Annotated in this window: 14 protein-coding genes; 10 read left to right on the top strand and 4 right to left on the bottom strand. The window is 40.2% G+C overall.

The features are described from left to right. The first annotated feature begins 2 nt into the window (after positions 1-2). The 8 genes from walK (at position 3) to rlmN (ending at position 8,588) form a co-directional block, all read left to right on the top strand. Positions 3-1,829: a cell wall metabolism sensor histidine kinase WalK gene (walK, locus tag MKY17_RS27950; RefSeq protein ID WP_098370313.1), complete on the top strand. Its 1,827-nt coding sequence runs from the start codon at positions 3-5 to the stop codon at positions 1,827-1,829. Then, positions 1,826-3,160, top strand: coding sequence for a two-component system activity regulator YycH (gene yycH, locus MKY17_RS27945; protein WP_098370312.1), 1,335 nt, complete (start codon positions 1,826-1,828; stop codon positions 3,158-3,160). Before walK ends, yycH begins: the two co-directional genes overlap by 4 nt. Next, positions 3,147-3,944 (top strand): two-component system regulatory protein YycI, encoded by a 798-nt coding sequence (yycI, locus tag MKY17_RS27940; protein ID WP_098370311.1) that lies wholly within the window; start codon positions 3,147-3,149, stop codon positions 3,942-3,944. The genes yycH and yycI overlap by 14 nt, the downstream gene beginning before the upstream one ends. A gap of 6 nt (positions 3,945-3,950) precedes the next feature. Then, the gene (locus MKY17_RS27935) at positions 3,951-4,745 is read left to right on the top strand and encodes an MBL fold metallo-hydrolase (RefSeq protein WP_076368488.1); all 795 of its coding nucleotides are present in this window, start codon (positions 3,951-3,953) and stop codon (positions 4,743-4,745) included. Positions 4,746-5,019: 274 nt separating this feature from the next. Beyond that, entirely contained in the window at positions 5,020-6,231 is a 1,212-nt protein-coding gene (locus MKY17_RS27930) for a S1C family serine protease (RefSeq protein WP_098370310.1), read from the top strand. A 177-nt stretch (positions 6,232-6,408) separates the two neighbouring features. Next, entirely contained in the window at positions 6,409-6,570 is a 162-nt protein-coding gene (locus MKY17_RS27925; RefSeq protein WP_065310847.1) for a CxxH/CxxC protein, read from the top strand. Between the two features lie 389 nt (positions 6,571-6,959). Next, positions 6,960-7,439: a 23S rRNA (pseudouridine(1915)-N(3))-methyltransferase RlmH gene (gene rlmH, locus MKY17_RS27920; RefSeq protein ID WP_098370309.1), complete on the top strand. Its 480-nt coding sequence runs from the start codon at positions 6,960-6,962 to the stop codon at positions 7,437-7,439. 81 nt (positions 7,440-7,520) lie between these two features. Beyond that, positions 7,521-8,588 carry a 23S rRNA (adenine(2503)-C(2))-methyltransferase RlmN gene (gene rlmN / locus MKY17_RS27915; protein ID WP_098370308.1) on the top strand — a complete coding sequence of 356 codons (1,068 nt, stop codon included), beginning with the start codon at positions 7,521-7,523 and terminating at the stop codon, positions 8,586-8,588. 61 nt (positions 8,589-8,649) lie between these two features. Here the strand turns inward: rlmN and MKY17_RS27910 are convergent, their stop codons facing one another. After that, complete coding sequence (locus MKY17_RS27910) at positions 8,650-8,982, bottom strand: heme oxygenase (RefSeq protein WP_063234288.1); 333 nt, start codon at positions 8,980-8,982, stop codon at positions 8,650-8,652. A gap of 295 nt (positions 8,983-9,277) precedes the next feature. Here MKY17_RS27910 and MKY17_RS27905 point away from each other — a divergent pair, with 295 nt between their 5' ends. Next, positions 9,278-10,726, top strand: coding sequence for a DEAD/DEAH box helicase (locus tag MKY17_RS27905; protein ID WP_098370307.1), 1,449 nt, complete (start codon positions 9,278-9,280; stop codon positions 10,724-10,726). Between the two features lie 542 nt (positions 10,727-11,268). Here the strand turns inward: MKY17_RS27905 and MKY17_RS27900 are convergent. Continuing rightward, a complete protein-coding gene (locus MKY17_RS27900) occupies positions 11,269-11,937 on the bottom strand; it encodes a hypothetical protein (RefSeq protein WP_098370306.1) in 669 nt (222 codons plus the stop codon). Between the two features lie 403 nt (positions 11,938-12,340). Between MKY17_RS27900 and MKY17_RS27895 the strand changes: the two genes are divergently transcribed. Beyond that, positions 12,341-14,410 (top strand): catalase, encoded by a 2,070-nt coding sequence (locus MKY17_RS27895; RefSeq protein ID WP_098370305.1) that lies wholly within the window; start codon positions 12,341-12,343, stop codon positions 14,408-14,410. Positions 14,411-14,475: 65 nt separating this feature from the next. Here MKY17_RS27895 and pepT read toward each other — a convergent pair whose 3' ends face one another. Together pepT and MKY17_RS27885 are read right to left on the bottom strand one after the other, a co-directional pair. Then, the gene (gene pepT, locus MKY17_RS27890) at positions 14,476-15,711 is read right to left on the bottom strand and encodes a peptidase T (protein ID WP_098370304.1); all 1,236 of its coding nucleotides are present in this window, start codon (positions 15,709-15,711) and stop codon (positions 14,476-14,478) included. Positions 15,712-15,875: 164 nt separating this feature from the next. Then, a complete protein-coding gene (locus MKY17_RS27885) occupies positions 15,876-17,339 on the bottom strand; it encodes an alpha-amylase (RefSeq protein WP_098370303.1) in 1,464 nt (487 codons plus the stop codon). Between the last annotated feature and the right edge of the window lie 58 nt (positions 17,340-17,397).

The following is a 17,397-nucleotide window of genomic DNA, read 5'->3' as shown; positions in this document are numbered from 1 at the left end:
CTATGAAAAAGGTTGGTTTTTTTCGCTCAATTCATTTTAAATTTGTTCTGATTTATGTATTGCTCATTTTCGTAGCTATGCAAATAATCGGAGTATATTTTGTTGGGGAATTGGAAGAAAATCTTGTCGGGAACTTTACGAAATCAATAAAAGGTCACGTTAACCTGCTTACCTACAGTATTGGTGAAGAAATGGAAAAAGAGAGGGGAGAGGAAGATCCGACCCTCGAAGAAGCGATTGATACGATATTGAAAGACCGGGATAATTCATCGAATGATATTTCGGAAGTACGTGTCATCGACACCCGCAGCAGACGCGTGATCGGGACTTCAGCCCCAAGTAACCAGGATATTGTAGGGAAGAAGACAACAGAGGTCCTTATTAAGAATACGCTCATTTATGGAAAAGAAGATAGTGATATATTTCGGGACAAAGGCAGGCGGCTCTGGGTCCTTTCGACACCTATTGAAGCAAATGGGGAGGTCATTGGCGCCGTCTATGTAATAGCAGAGATGGAAAATGTCTTTGAGCAGATGGATGAAATCAATAGTATCTTCATGACGGGTACGGCCATCGCCTTGGTCATTACGGCCATCTTGGGGATCCTGCTCGCACGAACGATCACAAGGCCAATGTCCGATATGAGAAAACAGGCCCTGGTGATGGCGAAAGGGAATTTCTCCAGAAAAGTTAGGGTATATGGCGATGATGAAATTGGTCAGCTTGCCGTCACTTTCAATAATTTGACCAAAAAGCTTCAAGAGTCGCAATCAAGCACAGAAGGAGAGCGGCGCAAGCTTTCTTCTGTACTTTCCAATATGACGGATGGCGTAATTTCAACGGACAGACGCGGTCGGGTGAACTTGATTAATGAACCGGCGGCACAATTATTGAATGTCTCGAGTGAAACCGTCATGAACCAACCGATCATTGAGGTTTTAGGTCTTGAAGAAGAATATAAATTTGAGGATTTACTGGAAGAGCGAGATTCCATTATCCTTGATTACAGCAAAAAAAATCGGCCTTTCATTTTGAGGGGGAACTTTTCGGTCATTCAAAAGGAAACGGGATTCGTCAATGGTTTGATTACTGTTTTGCATGATATAACAGAGCAGGAAAAAATCGAGAGCGAACGCAGGGAGTTTGTTGCCAATGTATCACATGAACTGCGAACACCGTTAACGACGATGAGAAGTTACCTGGAAGCATTGGCTGAAGGTGCATGGAAGGACGAGGAAATCGCTCCATCCTTTTTAAGTGTGACCCAAAATGAAACGGAGCGAATGATCAGGCTTGTTAATGATCTGTTACAGCTTTCGAAAATGGATAGTAAAGATTACAGGCTTAAAACAGGCTGGGTGAATTTCAATAAATTCTATGACCACATCATCGATCGTTTTGAAATGACGAAAAATGATGACATCACGTTTAAACGTGATTTGCCGAAGGAAGCTTATTTTGTGGATATTGATGAAGATAAAATTACCCAGGTTCTCTATAATGTAATCTCCAACTCATTAAAGTACTCACCTGAAGGGGGTCAAGTGACTTTCCGCGTCAGGGCATCTGATGGCTTTATCATTGTGAGCATTACAGATCAAGGAGTGGGTATCCCGAAAAACGTCATTGATAAAATATTCGATCGCTTCTATCGTGTGGATAAAGCAAGGGCCCGTAACTTAGGCGGGACAGGGCTTGGTTTAGCGATTGCAAAAGAGATGGTCGTGGCGCATGGCGGGAAAATATGGGCGGAAAGTGTGGATGGAAAAGGAACTACGGTGTTCTTTACACTTCCTTACGAACAGGAAGAAGAGGATGATTGGTCATGAATTTTGAACGTGCAAAAAGCATCATACTGATTATTTTGGTTGGGACAAGCATTTTTTTGACATGGAGCATTTGGACATACGAGCCTGAATATGATCAATTTGAACAATCGTCGGAATTTATAAAGATTAAAAGCGATGTCCAGATTGTCAGTGATGTCATTAAACCAGTCAGTATCCTTTTCCATGGCAATGGGCAGCATTTCCAGACTTCCAATCCGGTAGAAATAAATGAAATGGAAAAAGAATTCTCGCAATGGCGTTTCAGCGGCATAAAAGAGGTATCCGTAAAAAGGCTGCAAAGGAAATTTGACGATTTTGTCCATGAAGATGGATCGATTGAAATCGAATTTTCCGATGATATTCCTATTGCCCTTTATAAAACGGTATTGAATATAACGGATAAGGAAGTGCCTAAGTTTTCTTTTGATCGAATCATCATTAAACAAAAGGGTATCAGTGGTAAGGAATCTGCCGTTTATTTTGTTTCCTACGATCAAGAGAAGATTTATCAAGGGATGGTCGACTCTAAAAAACTAAGGAATTTCATGGATTCATTTTATAGGGGTTCTTACGATAAGCACCCTGAATACACGGCCGAAATCATAAACAGCAAAAAGACGCTCTTCGTCCCGGAAAACCCAGTTGAGATCAACAAACTTGAATATTATATTGACGATTTGGATATTGGAAACTTGAAAAATGCATTATTTAATTATCCGAAGTTCGTACGCCAGGAATCCGTTTCGGTCGGTGAGGAATACACGGATGGAACAAGACTTATGACGGTCAATAAAGAGAATTACCTAATTTCTTATATCAATCCGGCACAAAAGAGCAAGCAATTTGACAGTTCCAGTGACCTTTTGCAAAAAAGCATCGATTTCATCAATGACCATGCAGGTTGGGAAAATAACAATTACCGCTTTGCCTATATGTCGGAGAATGAACAGCGAGTGGTATTCCGCTTATTCGTAAATGGTTATCCGACCTTCAATGAATCGGGAATGACAGAAATCGAGCAAATTTGGGGGAAAGAAGAAATTTATAGCTATGACCGCCCATACTTTTCACTTGACTCAGTCCTCCCGTCAGAAGGAGCGGTAGTAATTTTACCAAGCGGTAAAGAAGTATTGAATAAGCTGAAATCGAAAGATAATATCGATTTCAAAAGCGTGGAGGACATCTCGATTGGCTATAAACTGAATAAATCCCTCGATTCCAAACTTGTAACACTAGTTACACTTGAGCCTACTTGGTATTATCGTATCGGCGATAAATGGTTTATGGTGCCTGAAGAAGATACGGGAGGCGATCAAAGTGGATTGGAATAATACAAAGTCGATTTTCATCATGGTTTTCTTCGTTTTGAATATTTTTCTACTTTATCAATTCCTGGAAAAGATTAATGACTCCCAATATGAAAGTTTCACGGAGTCCTCAACGGAAGAACTGTTGAAAGAAGATGAGATTTCAATAGAAACCCCACTTCCGAAACAAAAGTTGAAGGATCAATTCCTGATTGCCCAAAGCAAGACTTTCGAGAAGAAGGATATTGAGCACCTGAAAAACCAAAAAGCAAAAATCATCGATGATAAGAAGCTTGTGGGTACATTTAAAACACCGGTTGGCATGAAAGCGGAAGTTCATGCTGCAGACCTTGATATATTCCTGAAGGAGTATATTTTAAATGGAAGTGAGTATCATTTTTGGAGCTATGATGAAATCAACCAGACTATCATCTGCTATCAAGTGGCAGATAAAAAGATGTTTTTTAATAATAGTAAGGGGAAGGTCACTTTATATCTGAACAAGAAGGGCGAAATCGTTTCCTATGAACAGATGTATTTAGAGGGAATCAAAAAATTCAATAAACCAAAAGAATTGGTATCTGCTTTAAATGCTATTGGAGAATTGTATGATAATGGTGATATTGATCCCAAAAGCAAAGTCACGAATGTGAAACTGGGCTTTTACAATTCGCTGCAAACGACATCTGTGTCACATTTACTTGTGCCAACATGGTGGGTGGTCATTGATGACGAAACGGATCTCTTCGTGAATGCTTTTGATGGAGAGGTCATTGAATTGAATACAGAAGAAAAAATACTGGAGTGAGTAAAGATGACAATGCATTTTAGTGTTCTCGCAAGCGGGAGTACAGGAAATGCCTTTTTCGTGGAAACGGAGGATCAATCATTCCTTGTCGATGCCGGCTTAAGCGGTAAAGCCCTGGAAGCATTGTTTCAGGATATAGGCCGTGATATGTCGAAGCTATCCGGTATCCTTGTTACCCATGAACACAGCGACCATATTAAAGGTCTTGGCGTGGTTGCCAGAAAACATAAACTCCCGATATATGCGAATGCAAAAACATGGAATGCCATGGATCGATCAATCGGTGAAATTGCAACCGAACAAAAATTCACATTTGAAATGGAACAGGTCAAAACGTTCGGCAGTCTTGATATAGAATCTTTTGGCGTTTCACATGATGCGGCAGAGCCGATGTTTTACGTCTTTCATCATGAGGATAAGAAACTTGTGGTCATAACCGATACAGGGTACGTAAGTGATCGGATGAAGGGAATCATCTCGAATGCCGATGCTTACGTATTTGAAAGTAACCATGATGTGTCCATGCTGAGGATGGGAAAATATCCATGGAGCATCAAGCGCCGGATTTTAAGCGATGTCGGACATGTTTGTAATGAAGACGCTGCCCTTGCAATGAGTGAAGTGGCCGGTGATAAGACCAAGCGGATTTACTTGGCCCACTTAAGCCTTGATAACAATATGAAGGATCTAGCAAGAATGTCGGTGGAACAGACGTTAAAGACAAAGGGGATCATCGTTGGCGAACAATTTTCCTTATATGATACAGACCCGAAAAGACCAACGGAACTTGTTACGTTATAAATAAAAGGAATGGATGAGGGATATCCTTGTTCATTCCTTTTTTATTTTTAAAAATTTCAGTTCGTAAGTTACGAATCGGATTAAAAGGGGTACCGTTTGGTTAGAACTGTATAGGTAAAAAGAAAATGGCTGTATACTAGTCAATTTTACGTTTCCCCTTAAATAAAAGCATTCATTTTTTTAGAAAAAATTCGGTAATTGAGTATAATTGAGGGAGGATACCAAACAATAGAATTGCTATAATTTATTCCTAAAATGAGAGGATGGGGCGGTCTTGGGTTATTATGATCAGAATGATGAGAACCAAAATAAACGGAAAAGAGGCTATACGGGCTATTTTCTAGCAGGCTTGGGGGGCGTCATTATCGGGGCCTTACTTATTTTACCGGGAAGTGGGTTGTTAAATAACGATGATAACGAAATTACAACGGGGAAATCAACAGAGAATGAGCCCGCGGAGCAGTCCCAGCAAAACCTTACTCTTGATGTAACAAGTGCTGTCACCAATGCTGTTGATAAGGCCAGCGACGCAGTGGTCGGGATCACTAACATTCAGGAAACGAACTTCTGGAGTCAAGGGACCAACGCCGAGGACAGTTCGGCAGAAGCCGGCACTGGTTCTGGAGTCGTCTACAAAAAAGATGGGGGCAAAGCCTATATCGTCACGAATAATCACGTCATTGAAGGCGCTAATGAATTGGAAGTGACATTAAGTGATGGCACTAAATTGCCAGCTGAACTACAAGGTAGTGACCCATGGACAGATTTAGCTGTCATTGTCGTGAATGGCGATAAAATCAAAACCATTGCTGAATTCGGAAAATCCGGCAAATTGAAACCTGGTGAGCCCGTAATTGCCATTGGTAATCCATTAGGCCTCCAATTCTCTGGATCGATCACACAAGGGATCATCTCCGGATTGGAGCGTACAATAGAGGTGGATATCAATGAGGACGGACAAGTGGATTGGAACGCGGAGGTCATCCAGACCGATGCGGCGATTAACCCAGGTAACAGCGGGGGGGCACTCGTTAATATGTCAGGGCAGGTCATCGGAATAAATTCGATGAAGATTGCGGAAAATGCAGTGGAAGGAATCGGTCTTTCCATTCCGATCGATTCAGTTATACCGATTATTAATGATATAGAGGAATTTGGTGAAGTGAAACGTGCCTTCTTGGGTGTGAATTTGGCATCTGTAGAAGAGATTTCCCAATACCATCAACAAAATACATTAAAGTTACCAAGAAAAGTTACATTTGGCGTTGCAATAACAGGCGTTCAAAGCAACTCTCCAGCATCCAAAGCAGGATTGAAGGAATTTGACGTCATTGTTGGAATGGATAATGAAAAAATTCATGACGTTGTGGAATTACGAAAATACCTTTACAACGAAAAGAAAATCGGTGATAAAGTTAAAATCATTTATTACCGTGACGGAAAGAAAGAAACTACGGAAGTCAAACTTTCAAGCAGCGAAATTTAAAAGCACAAAAGGACAGGGGGAAAAAAATGCCTCCTGTCCTTTCTATTTCCTTGCGATTTTCTTATTTTTTGTTACGATTACCTGTGGATATATACTTAAATTAAAGATCTCAAGTAACTTGTGGATAATTGGGAATAGAAGTACTGGGAATAATGAGTGGGAAAGGAGATATGAAGGATGAAATTATATTGCTGTCAGGAACACGTGGACATGGCGCTGGATGAAGTGGTATACGAATGTGAAACCTATCCTGTTTTAACGCTGGTTCCCGAAGAAAATCAGTTATCAACAACCTGTGAATATTGTCGAAACGTGGCAATATATCTAGTAGGGAACTAATATTCCCATACAAGATGTGGATAGATTTTGTGGATATGTGGATAACTATTGTGGATAACATGTTCGTAACATGTTCTTAACCTGTTCTTAACATTTTCCGAAGAATGAAGCGGCGGGTGGAATGGTTTAGATTCAAGCTTTTGGTTGTACGAATAAGCAACATAATTCTTTATCGGATCTGAACTAAGTCCAGCCCAATTTCTTCAATACACATTAAAAAATAATGAAAGTTACCGTTGCCGCTTTCAGGGGCAGCGGTTTTTATTTTAAAAGCATTAAAAATTGGAAAGGATATGCTTGTTTTGCTTATAGGTCACTGTAAGGTATGATAATAGGTAGGCAAATCCAACAATTGATAGTAAAAACATAATGAAAGCTAGAGGATATATATGAAAATAACGATTATTACTGTTGGCAAGCTAAAGGAAAAATACTTAAAGCAAGGAATTGCTGAATATACAAAAAGGTTAAGCGCCTATGCTAATATAGAACTTGTCGAAGTACCGGATGAAAAAGCTCCGGAGAACCTGAGTGCAGCGGACATGGACATTGTAAAGCAAAAGGAGGGTGAACGAATCCTGGCGAAAGTCAGCCCGGACACCTACGTAATAACGCTTGAAATCAATGGAAAACAGCTTACTTCAGAGCAGCTGGCCACTCATTTGGATCAGCTCGCCACCTATGGAAAGAGCAAAATTGCCTTTATTATTGGCGGGTCGCTTGGGCTTGGCACTGAGGTGTTATCAAGAAGTGATTATGCCCTTTCCTTCTCGAAAATGACCTTTCCGCATCAATTAATGAAATTGGTTCTAGTGGAGCAAATATATCGGGCTTTTCGGATAAATAGAAATGAACCATATCATAAATGATGGAACTAATTCCGGGGAAATTCCCCGTAAGGTTAATGGGTTAAAATATTAAATCTTAATGTAATGAAAAGAGGGTAACGAATGAATAAAGAGTCCATTTATGGTTTAACATTCGAACAATTGACATCATGGCTTTCGGACCATGGCCATAAAAAATTCAGAGCTTCCCAAGTCTGGGAGTGGCTTTATAGAACACGTGTGACGAATTTCTCTGAAATGACGGATGTTAATAAAGAGTGCATAAAATTACTTGAAGAGCACTTTGTCATCCAGACTTTGACTGAGCACGTTAAGCAAGAATCAGCGGATGGAACGATCAAGTTCTTGTTTAAATTACAGGATGGAAACCTTATCGAAACCGTCATGATGAGGCATAAATACGGAATTTCGGTTTGTGTCACCACCCAAGTGGGCTGCAATATTGGCTGCAGTTTCTGTGCCAGTGGATTATTGGCCAAAAGCCGCGATTTATCCAGCGGCGAAATAGTGGAACAAATCATGAACGTTCAACTGCATCTGGATAAATTGGAACAAGGGGATGTTGTTAGCCATGTTGTTGTAATGGGTATTGGTGAGCCGTTCGATAACTTTGAAAATATGATAGACTTTTTGAAGGTACTCATGGACCATAAGGGTCTTGCTATCGCTGCTAGGCGTATTACTGTTTCGACGAGCGGTCTTGCCAATAAGATTTATGATTTCACTGATACCCAATTACAGGTGAATCTGGCCATCTCATTGCATGCACCGAATAATGAACTCAGGACACGGATCATGAAAATAAACCGAGCTATTCCGATAGAAAAATTGATGAAATCTCTTGATTATTATTTAGAGAAAACGAATAGGAGAATTACGATTGAATATATCCTATTGAAAGATGTCAATGACCACCAAGAAGAAGCCGAGCAACTCGCCAATCTTCTTGAGGACAAAAAACATCGGCTCTATGTCAACCTGATTCCATACAATCCTGTAGATGAGCATAGTCAATACCAAAGAAGTGAAAAAGAGTCCGTTCTCTCGTTTTATGATACGCTGAAAAAGAGAGGCGTAAATTGTAAAATCCGCCAAGAACATGGAACGGATATTGATGCAGCTTGCGGCCAGCTTAGAAGCAAGCAAATCAAGAAAGCCGAAGCCCAGTAATCACTAAGAGAAAACAACAAAAAGAGGCCGCATATTTCGCGGCCTCTTTGGCATGATTTTATTATTTAGCTATTTCCTTTACCGAGGCGACTTCATACGTTGTAAGCTCGCTGCCTAGAATTGGAGATTCTTTTTTTGCTTCACCGGAACCTGGTTCAGGCCGTTTATGTGCAGCTTTGAATGCATCGCTATTTCTCCAAGCAGTAAAGTTATCAAGGTTTTCCCAGTACATATTTACGCTCAGTTCATCGTGGTCCGACAAATTCTGCGTTAATAATACTTCTACTTTTACGAAGCCTTCCGTAGTATCAAGTGGACCTGGCGCAGTAAATCCTGGGGCCATGACTGCACCCATCCCTTTTTTGACTCTGATTCTATTCGTTACGATTATCATAAATCAGCACTCCCTTTGGACATCGGTTTAGAAACTACACCCTATTTAGGCTTTTATATCATACATATTTTAGCATATTGGAAGAAGCAGGGTCCATTTTGATTGACTCAGATCATGATATCCAGATGACCATTTTTTTAATGAAGACGGATGTTTCATTATATTAAAAAAGGCATTTGAATTTGGTTATTACAAGGTTTATCGATGCATATCGCGTATAATAGAACCTTGTATAAGGAAATTACGATTATGGAAACAATAAAGCAACATACTAAACAACAAAAGAGGCTGTCATATGAATGAATTGAGTTTTACTGATTATACATTAAGCGATGAAATTGTAAGGGCATTAGAAAGCTTGGGATATCAGCGTCCAACAGAAGTACAGCGTGAAGTGATACCAGTGGCGCTGGAAAAGAGGGATCTTGTCGTTAAATCCCAAACGGGAAGTGGCAAGACCGCTTCATTTGGCATACCGATCTGCGAAATGGTCGATTGGGAGGAGAATAAGCCTCAGGCGCTTATTTTAACACCGACACGTGAGTTGGCTGTACAAGTAAAAGAGGATATTACGAATATAGGCAGATTTAAAAGGATAAAGGCTACTGCGGTTTATGGAAAACATCCATTCGCACTGCAAAAAGCGGAATTGAAACAAAAAAGCCATGTAGTCGTTGGAACCCCGGGGCGTGTCCTGGATCATATCGAGAAAGGGACATTCGCCTTGGAACGCTTAACCCATTTGGTTATTGATGAAGCCGATGAAATGCTGAATATGGGCTTCATTGAACAAGTGGAAGCCATTATTAAAGAGCTTCCGAAAGATCGAGTAACCATGCTGTTCTCTGCTACGTTACCTGAGAGTATAAAAAAACTATGCAAGCAATATATGAAAGATCCTTTGGATATTGAAATCAAAGCAAAGGGTGTAACGACGGAGAAGATTGAACATGCTCTTATAGAAGTGAAGGAAGACGACAAGTTTTCCTTGCTTAGAGACGTCACCATCACGGAAAACCCCGATAGCTGCATCATTTTCTGCCGGACGAAAGATAGGGTAGACCAAGTATGTGAACAGCTGCTGGAACTGGAATATCCGTGTGATATGATACACGGCGGCATGCTTCAGGAAGATCGCCTTGCAGTGATGAATGAATTCAGAAGAGGTGAATTCCGCTATTTGGTTGCGACAGATGTTGCTGCACGCGGAATTGACATCGACAATATAACCCATGTGATTAACTATGACCTGCCAATGGAAAAGGAAAGTTACGTACATCGAACTGGAAGAACGGGCCGTGCCGGTAAAAAAGGAAAAGCCATTACATTTGTGACGCCGTACGAAGACAAATTCCTTGCTGAGATTCAAGGATATATCGGTTTTGAAATCCCTAAGATGACTGTTCCTTCAAAAGAGGAAGTCTCCAATAAAAAAATGGAATTTGAAGCGAAACTGGAAGCTCGTCCAAAAATCAAAAAAGATAAAAGTGAACAATTGAATAAACAAATCATGAAGCTGTATTTTAATGGCGGCAAGAAAAAGAAACTCAGGGCTGTGGATTTTGTCGGAACCATCGCAAAGATTGATGGAGTAAATGCAGAGGACATCGGGATCATTACGATTCAGGATAATGTTTCTTATGTGGAAATATTGAATGAAAAGGGACCGCTTGTCTTGAAAGTGATGAAAAATACGAAAGTAAAAGGCAAACTTTTGAAGGTTTCAGAGGCTTTTAAGAAGTAAAAGGTATTGAATGAAAAAGAAGCGGAAGCTTATCTAAACAAGGTTAACCAATTAAAATTGGTTAACTTCTATACCTGGAACAAAAAAAGTGGTGGAAGTTTTGAGAGTAAACTTCCACCACTTTTTTATTGCTAAAAAAGCTTCTTTTATTTTTTTTGAAATTTTATAAATTCTAAATACATCATTGGGAAAACAATTACAAACATTATTATAAAACCTATTATGATTCCTACCAAACTTTTATCCTGAGTTATGGACATGGATACATAATAGAACGCTACACTCGTAATAATTAAATATAATAAATATCTTAAATACTTCATTTTGTTATATCAATCCACCCATTATTTTTATACCAATCCTTAGAATCTAAAAATTTTGCTATGGCTACACCAACATCTGCATAGTCTAAAGCAAAACTGACAGCACCACCAATTACTGTTGCTATAGCAACTCCTCTTACTGTTTGAATTCCAAGCTTCTTTGCTTGAGCTGTAGCAACCCTTGATATTCCTTCGGTAGCTGCTTTTTTTCCTTTCTTCTTAATATAACTTTTTACTGCACTTACACCCCCGCCAACTTACTCCACCTATTGCTACATTGAAAACAGAACCTGCAAAGTAAACACCAACTCTTACTTTTCCTTTTTGTTTATTAGATGCATATACTTTATCTGAACCAAAAAGTAACTTTTTTGCCTTAGAGTAAAAAACTAATTCTTCAGATTCTAACTTTTCAACATAGTTTTCTTCTAATTGTTCTTGAGCAGCCTTTAAATCATTAAATGTTTCTGAATTTCCATCAAAAATACCTATAAGTGCTTTTTCTAATAACTCAACTTCCTCAGTACCAGAAATTGCTGCTGCTTCTTCAATTGTTTTTATAAATTCTTTTTTTTCAAATTCATTCATTTTTGATATATCTAAATTATCAACCGAAGCTTCAAAATCAAAATTTTCATCTAGTATTTCATGGTTAAATTCATCAGCACCATTATCTGTATTTACTCCTAAATCTTCAATCTCGGAATCACTTAACTTATTAAAATCATTAAAAGTTAAATCTTCTAAAAATGGCTCATCCTCAAAATGTTCTCTAAAATCTTCTAATGAATCATTTTTAGCAAAAGCTAAAAATGGTTCACCAACCGTTGATAATAAAAAAATAAAAATAGTAAAATTTATAACATTTGATATAAAGAGTTTTTTCATATAATTATACCCTCCTTTTCAATAAATTTGGTTAATGGAGTATTATAGTTATAATAATACATTTGTACTAAAAAAATGCAGCAAGTTTTATATTTACAATAAAAATATGAAGAAAAATTATTAATATTAGGTATTTAGTCTATATAATATTGCTCTTTTCTAGTGATTATTTAATTAGAAAACTATTAGATAGGCTTAGATTTTTATACGTTTTGATAACTACCCAGAAATAATTTGACTTACCCCAGGACAGACCTACACCGTGAAGTTTCTTTTTCTGAATTCTGTTTATTCGTCAAAATAGAGTGGTATATGAGGAAGGATAACGCAATTATTTCGAATTAAATAAATACATACAACACGATTTAATCTGAATTCTTAGACATGGAGGGGAATGAGTGGGATGACAAAAGCAAATGAAAACGGAAGAATCGATGAGCAAAGTAAGCAGCGGCAGTTGGATCAATATCGAGTGGACGATAATGGGAAAAAGATGACGACTAACCAAGGTTTGCGTATTTCTGAGGATGAGCATTCTTTAAAAGCGGGAACACGTGGTCCGACTTTGATGGAGGACTTTCATTTCCGGGAAAAAATGACTCATTTTGACCATGAGCGTATTCCTGAGCGGATTGTCCATGCCCGTGGATCTGGTGCTCATGGATATTTTCAGGTATATGAACCGATGGCCGAATTTACAAAAGCCAAGTTTCTTCAAGACCCTTCAGTCAAGACACCAGTATTCGTTCGTTACTCCACGGTGGCAGGTTCCCGCGGATCGGCAGACTCGGTCCGTGATGTAAGGGGATTTTCCACCAAGTTTTATACTGAGGAAGGAAACTATGATTTGGTCGGAAATAATATTCCGGTATTTTTTATCCAGGATGCCATTAAGTTCCCGGATTTAATTCATGCGGTTAAACCGGAGCCTCATAACGAAATACCTCAGGCTGCGTCTGCCCATGATACTTTTTGGGACTTCGTCGCCAACAATGAAGAAACGGCTCATATGGTCATGTGGCATCTTTCTGATAGGGCCATACCGAGAAGTTTCCGGATGATGGAAGGGTTTGGTGTCCACACATTCCGTTTTGTAAATGAACAAGGCACGGCCCATTTCGTTAAATTCCATTGGAAGCCTGTATTGGGAGTTAAATCCCTTGTCTGGGATGAGGCACAGAAAATCGCAGGGAAGAATCCTGACTTTCACCGCCAAGATCTGTGGGAAGCGATAGATACCGGAAATTATCCTGAATTTGAATTTGGCGTGCAAATGATTAAGGAGGCAGATGAATTCAAATTCGACTTTGATATCCTAGATCCTACTAAACTATGGCCTGAAGAACAGGTCCCGGTGAAAATAATCGGAAAAATGGTATTGAATCAAAATACGGATAACTTTTTTGCAGAGACGGAACAGATAGCATTCCATCCGGGGCATGTCGTACCGGGTATTGATTTTTCAAATGATCCGCTGCTCCAGGGACGTTTATTCTCCTACACCGATACCCAGCTATCCCGATTGGGAGGACCGAATTTCCATGAGCTTCCGATTAATAGGACGGTTGCCCCCGTTCATAATAATCAGCGCGATGGCATGCACCGAATGTCAATAAATCCAGGACAGGTCAGCTACCACAAAAATTCCCTTGTAGGCAACTCCCCCGAACCTGCTTCGGAAGAGGAGGGTGGCTATGCACATTACCAGGAAAAAGTCGATGGCAGGAAGGTCCGACAACGCAGTGAAAGCTTCAAGGATCATTATAGCCAGGCTAAATTATTTTGGAATAGCATGACGGAAGTGGAGAAGGAGCATATTATTCAGGCTTTCCACTTTGAAGTGGGAAAAGTGAAAAGTAAGGACGTTCAGCAGCAAATCGTCGAGATGTTCAGCAATGTGGATGTCGAACTGGCTAAAACGATCGCTATTGGAGTGGGCGTGAATCCTCCAGCCAATAAAAGCGAGGTCAAAATGGATTTGGCTTCTCCGGCTTTAAGCCAGGAGCAAATGAAAGTGAACACGGCCGCAACAAGGAAAGTGGCAATCTTGGCTGCAGATGGTTTCAACGGGTCAGAGGTTAATCAAGTCTTGGAATCATTTAAATCGGCAGGGATAACGGCTGAAATCATCAGTCTTAATCGTGGAGTGATTACAAGTTCTGAAGGACAGCAGGCCGAGGTGAATCAGACATTCCTGACAGCCGATTCGGTACTTTTCGATGCTGTATATGTGGCAGGAGGCCAGGAGAGTGTCGATGCTTTAAAGGCATCCAAGGAACCAATTTACTTTGTTGATGAAGCCTACAATCATTTCAAAGCGATTGGTGCAGGAAAAGAAGGAGCCGAGATCTTATCGAAGGCAGGCATCGTTTCCAATGATCCAGCCTCAGGCATTGTAGCTGTTACGGATAATAATAGTGGTACTGCCTTTATCGAGGCAATTGCCAAGCACCGTCACTGGAGTCGCGCTTAATATTGGATGAAAAACCCCCAGACTTGGAGTCGGGGGGTTTTTCAATAAAGACATTTCGTATCAAGCTACTTTGCTTTTTCTTCAAAAAGCGATGCAATGCCAACGATCACCTTAGTGGCCAGGATCATATTATCGACGGAAATAAATTCATATTTGCCATGGAAGTTCTCCCCGCCCGTAAAGATGTTGGGTGTTGGCAGGCCCATATACGATAATTGAGAACCGTCCGTACCACCGCGTATTGGCGAAATTTTTGGTTTTATATCGAGTTTCTCCATTGCTTCGTGGGCAATATCCACGATTTCCTTCACGGGCTCAATTTTTTCCTTCATGTTGAAGTATTGGTCGTGTAATTCAAGCTGGATACGGTTTTGCCCATATTTTTCTTTTAAATCTTCGATTACTTTTGTTATATATTCCTTGCGTTCATTGAATTTTTGGCGGTCGAAATCCCTGATGATATAAGAAAGCTTGGTCTCTTCCACATCACCGTGAAATGAAATCAGATGATAAAATCCTTCGTAATCTTCCGTATATTCCGGTGCTTCTGCCACTGGGAGTTTATTGTGGAATTCCATGGCGATTTTGGACGAGTTGACCATTTTTCCTTTAGCCGTACCAGGGTGAATATTCGTCCCTTTGATCAGGATTTTGGCCGATGCTGCATTGAAGCTCTCATATTCAAGTTCTCCAAGTGGCCCACCGTCCACGGTGTAGGCAAATTGGGCATCAAAAGCATCTACATCAAACTTATGGGGTCCCCTGCCGATTTCCTCATCGGGAGTAAAAGCAACACGGATTTTTCCATGCTTGATTTCCGGATGCTGGATCAAATAATCCATGGCAGTCATGATTTCAGCAATTCCAGCCTTATTATCTGCTCCCAACAGGGTTGTCCCATCCGTTGTAATCAAGGTATGCCCTATATAGTTCTTAAGCGAAGGAAAATCATCAGGTGAAAGAATGACATCCAATTTTTCATGTAAAGTAAGATCTTTGCCATCATAGTTGTCAATGACTTGCGGTTTTACATCTTTTCCAGTGAAATCCGTTGCTGTATCGACATGGGCCAAGAAACCGATTGTCGGGACATCCTTATTTGAATTGGCTGGCAATGTTGCCATGACATATCCGTTCTGATCAATTGTCACTTCCTTCATCCCAATGGATTGAAGTTCCTTGACCAATGCATTTGCCAAGGTCAACTGTCCGGGTGTAGAGGGGCATGATGGATTTTCCTCATTCGATTGGGTATCCACTTTCACATAAGAAGTGAATCTTTCAATGATTTCATTTTTCACTTTTCCTTCAACTCCTTTTTCCCTTATCTTACCATGGTTAATTGAAATGGAAAAATTATCTTTACCTATGTGACATACAGACTTATTTCCAAATCTTCGAGGGTGGTGTCATCAGCAAAGAACAGCATATCCGCAAATGACATGCCGTTCTTTGCTTTCCCTTTTTAGAGTGGATTATTCAAGGCCCAAACCGATACGCTTTTCCCATGAACGGGAAAGGTCGCGAAACCATCTTCTTCAATGGTGATGTGGTCATCTCTATGACAAGTTAAATCACTCCAGATTTCACCGGCACGATGTTCACCGACGAACATCCTTTTTTCACTGTTGTGATCTCCATTCGAGATTATGACGGCGCACCCCGAGCCATCTAGCTCTTCAACTCCGTGTCGGACCCAGCCTATCGTATTTGGATCATCAAAGTAGTCGGTCTGTTCCCCGTATGCTTTTTCATACCTAGCATATAAGAGGCGATCTAGAATGTCCTTTTTCCCAGGCACCGGAGAAGGCCCGCCGATTCCATAATAGTCCCCGTAAAAGACACATGGATAACCGCAAAGTCTAAGCAAGGTGAGTGCATATGCCGATGGTTTGAACCAGTCCTTTACCCAAGATTCCAGTGATTCATGAGGCTGGGAGTCATGGTTGTCGACAAAAGTGACGGCCTGTGCCGGATTGGTTTGGACGAGGGTATCATCAAAGATGGTTGAGAGGTCGAAGTCAGTTCCTGCGTTTGAGGCCTCATGAAATTTATAATGCAGGGAAACATCGAACAAGTTGAGGTCATGCTTGGTTTGCTCTAAGTAAGTTTGACAAGCTTTAACATCCGCCTTCCAAAATTCGCCGACCATGAAGAAATGTTCCTTTGTATAAGGAATGAGTTCTTGGAGAAATTCATTGATGAATTCATAATCGATATGTTTAACGGCGTCCAAACGAAAACCATCACACTTTAACGTATCAACCATCCATTTTCCCCAGCTAATCATTTCCTGACGAACTTCCGGCAGGCTGTAATCGATGTTGGCAAACATTAAATAATCATAGTTTCCGAATTCATCGATGACATGCTGATTCCAGTGCTTGTTTTCGCCTGTGATTCGATATACACCCATTTTGTCGTTTTCGGCATCATAGTCTGTACCATTAAAATGAGTATGGTTCCACTTAAAATCAGAGTATTTATTATTACGGCCTGGAAAATCAAATTTTGTCCAGCCTTCCATTTCAAATGGTTCTGAGATATCTTCCATACGGTTTTCTGGATTGACTTCAATCACTTCAAATTTTTCGGTACCATCGGCTCCTGCTTTATGGTTCATGACTAAATCGATATAAACGCAAAGCCCGTAGTTATGACAGGTGTCTATTGCTTGCAGCAATTCATCTTTGGTCCCATATTTGGTACGGACTGTTCCTTTTTGGTCAAATTCCCCCAAATCGTATCCGTCGTATATTCCATATCCATTATCCCCAACGGATTGCCCTTTGGTAACTGGCGGAAGCCAAACGCAGTCAATTCCTATATCCTTCAACTTGGAGGCTGCAAATTTCAATCTCTCCCAATGAGAACCATCTGCCTCAAGATGCCACTCAAAAAATTGCATCATCGTATGATTTCTTTTCATCCGTTTCCCCCCTGACACCGACCCGTTTTTAACAAAAGTGAAACTGTACGATCGGAAA

Origin of the sequence: Peribacillus sp. FSL P2-0133 (assembly GCF_037975445.1) — a bacterium.
GTDB classification, from domain to species: domain Bacteria; phylum Bacillota; class Bacilli; order Bacillales; family DSM-1321; genus Peribacillus; species Peribacillus simplex_E.
This window is presented reverse-complemented; position numbering and strand designations above follow the sequence as displayed.

Excerpts from the sequence above, each read along its gene's own strand:
- walK (WP_098370313.1), top strand. The coding sequence starts at position 3 with ATGAAAAAGGTTGGTTTTTTTCGCTCAATTCATTTTAAATTTGTTCTG.
- yycH (WP_098370312.1), top strand. The coding sequence starts at position 1,826 with ATGAATTTTGAACGTGCAAAAAGCATCATACTGATTATTTTGGTTGGG.
- MKY17_RS27935 (WP_076368488.1), top strand. The coding sequence starts at position 3,951 with ATGACAATGCATTTTAGTGTTCTCGCAAGCGGGAGTACAGGAAATGCC.
- MKY17_RS27925 (WP_065310847.1), top strand. The coding sequence starts at position 6,409 with ATGAAATTATATTGCTGTCAGGAACACGTGGACATGGCGCTGGATGAA.
- rlmH (WP_098370309.1), top strand. The coding sequence starts at position 6,960 with ATGAAAATAACGATTATTACTGTTGGCAAGCTAAAGGAAAAATACTTA.
- rlmN (WP_098370308.1), top strand. The coding sequence starts at position 7,521 with ATGAATAAAGAGTCCATTTATGGTTTAACATTCGAACAATTGACATCA.
- MKY17_RS27910 (WP_063234288.1), bottom strand. The coding sequence starts at position 8,982 with ATGATAATCGTAACGAATAGAATCAGAGTCAAAAAAGGGATGGGTGCA.
- MKY17_RS27905 (WP_098370307.1), top strand. The coding sequence starts at position 9,278 with ATGAATGAATTGAGTTTTACTGATTATACATTAAGCGATGAAATTGTA.
- MKY17_RS27900 (WP_098370306.1), bottom strand. The coding sequence starts at position 11,937 with ATGAAAAAACTCTTTATATCAAATGTTATAAATTTTACTATTTTTATT.
- MKY17_RS27895 (WP_098370305.1), top strand. The coding sequence starts at position 12,341 with ATGACAAAAGCAAATGAAAACGGAAGAATCGATGAGCAAAGTAAGCAG.
- MKY17_RS27885 (WP_098370303.1), bottom strand. The coding sequence starts at position 17,339 with ATGAAAAGAAATCATACGATGATGCAATTTTTTGAGTGGCATCTTGAG.